This window comes from Pseudomonas sp. MYb2 (assembly GCF_002979955.1).
Taxonomy (GTDB): Bacteria; Pseudomonadota; Gammaproteobacteria; order Pseudomonadales; family Pseudomonadaceae; genus Aquipseudomonas.
In genome coordinates, this window is record NZ_PCQC01000036.1 from 1 (window position 1) to 2,120 (window position 2,120).

Genomic DNA, 2,120 nt, shown 5'->3' on the forward strand with positions numbered 1-2,120 from the left:
CCAGCTTGATGGGATCCGGCGTCAGATACCTTCCCAACCGCGGGTCGTAATACCGGTGCCGGTTGTAATGCAGCCCACTCTCCGCATCGAAATACTGCCCCTGAAACCGCAGCGGCTGATCGAGGTATTCCGCCGCTGCCAGGCTCAGCGCGGCGACTTTGCCGTAGGCGTCGTACTGCGCAGCCCAGACGATTTCTCCGCTGTAATCCGTGAGTTCCAGCGGCGTGCCGAGGTGGTCGAGTTGGTAATAGAACGGGCAGGCCTTTTTCGGGCCTTTGCCGTCGAGCAGCGCCAGCGGGCGGAAGGTGCCGGGTTCGTAGACGTAGCTGCGGTATTCGCTCGGGCTGCTTTCGGCGACGAGGTTGTCGCCCTGCCAGAAGAATTCGGTTATCTGGCCGTTGACGGTTTTGCGGATACGCCGGCCAAAGGCGTCGTACTGGTAACTAGCGGTTTGGCCGTCCGGTCGGGTCAGGCCGATCAGGCGGTGCTGGCTGTCGTAGCGGTATTCGCTGACGAGTTTTTGCGCGGTGCCACGGCGTTCGCGGATCAGGTTGCCGAAGGCGTCGTAGTCGTAATGCCGGTCACCCTGCATCAGCAGGCGATTGCCTTTGATCTGGCTGGGGCCGGGGCGGTCCTGCATCAGCAGGTTGCCGGCTGGGTCGTGGGCAAAGGATTCCGGCAGTTCGTCGCGCGAATGGCGCACGCGGATCAGCCGGTCAAGGGCGTCGTAGGCGTAGGTGCGCTGGCCGTGGCGGGTGTCGGCGATGTGTTCCAGATTGCCGTTGGCGCTGTAGGCATAGTCGCGGCGGTACAGCGCATCGTGGGAATGGCCTACTGCATGGGCGAGCAATCGGCCCTGATCGTCGTAAGAATATTCGCTGAGCAGCAGGCCTTGCTGGCGTTGTTGTTCACGCCCGGATTGAAAGACATGCGTGGTCAGTTGCGCGCCGTTGAGGTCGATGCCGGTCAGCGCGCCGCCCTTGGCGTAGTGGTAATCGAGCTTGCTGTTGTCCGGCAGGCGCAGGCGTTTGAGCTGACCGCAGGCGTCATAGCTGTAACGCAGCGTGCCCCAGCCCTGATGCTCGGTGATCAGTCGGTCCTGACGGTCGTACTCGAAGGCCAGCGGATGGTTCTGGCCGTCATCGACGCCGGTCAAACGACCGAGGCGGTCGTATTGATAGCTGACCTTGACCCCGTCCGGCAGGGTTTTGACCAACAGGCGCCCGGCGCTGTCGCGTGCATACGCCGTGACCAGCTGCGAGCCGTCATCGCCGTATTCGGTTTTCTCCAGCAGATGGCCGTTGAGGTCGTAGGCATACGCGGTGCGCCGCCCGTCGAAGCCGGTTTCCTGGCGGATCAGTCCGGTCGACGTGTAGTCCAGCCGATACTTTTCGCCGGACTCGTTTTCAATCTCGGTGAGCAACAACTGCGCATGGTCGTAGCGGTACTGCACCCGCGTGCCGTCAGGATTGATCTTTCGCGAGACCAGGTGCAGATCGTCGTCATATTCATAACGGGTGATGCGCCCCAGTTCATCGCGTTCGGCAGTGACCTGACCGTAAGCGCCGTAGCTGCAAGCGCGAGTAGCGCCGCTCGGCAACGTCGTCTGAGCCAGCCGACCCGCCGCGTCCCACTGTTGACGGGTCACCGCACCATGTTCGTCTACGGTGGTGGTCCGCCGCCCCAACGCGTCGTAGGAAAAGTGCCGTACGCCACCGTCAGGCAATGTCTCTTCAATGAGCTGACCGAGGTCATTCCACGCCAGCCGAATCCGGCTGCTGTCCGGGTAACGGATCGACAGCAGTTGCCCGCGTACGTCGTAGTAGTAATGCGTGACCTTGCCGTCGGGATCGACTGCTTCGGTGACATCGCCCTCGGCATTGCGCCGATAGAGCCACACCGCATCAAGGCGTGAACGCCGGTAGAGGAAACCGTTGCGGTACTCGTAGGACGTTGGCGCGTCATCCGGCGGAATCAGCGCGATCAGCCGTCCGACTTCGTCGTAGCGGTATTCGGTGACGGCGCCTAACGCATCCTGCTCGGCAATCAGGCGCCCGGCATCGTCATAGGCCTTGAGCTGCTCGCCGCCATCGGCCTCGACCTTGCGCACCAGCCGCGCT

Annotated in this window: 1 protein-coding gene; it reads right to left on the reverse strand. The window is 62.7% G+C overall.

The genetic code is table 11. The annotated features are described in order from the left end of the window. Nucleotides 1-2,120 (reverse strand): RHS domain-containing protein (locus CQ009_RS29720; protein WP_146117580.1); only part of this gene is annotated, 2,120 nt, incomplete at both ends.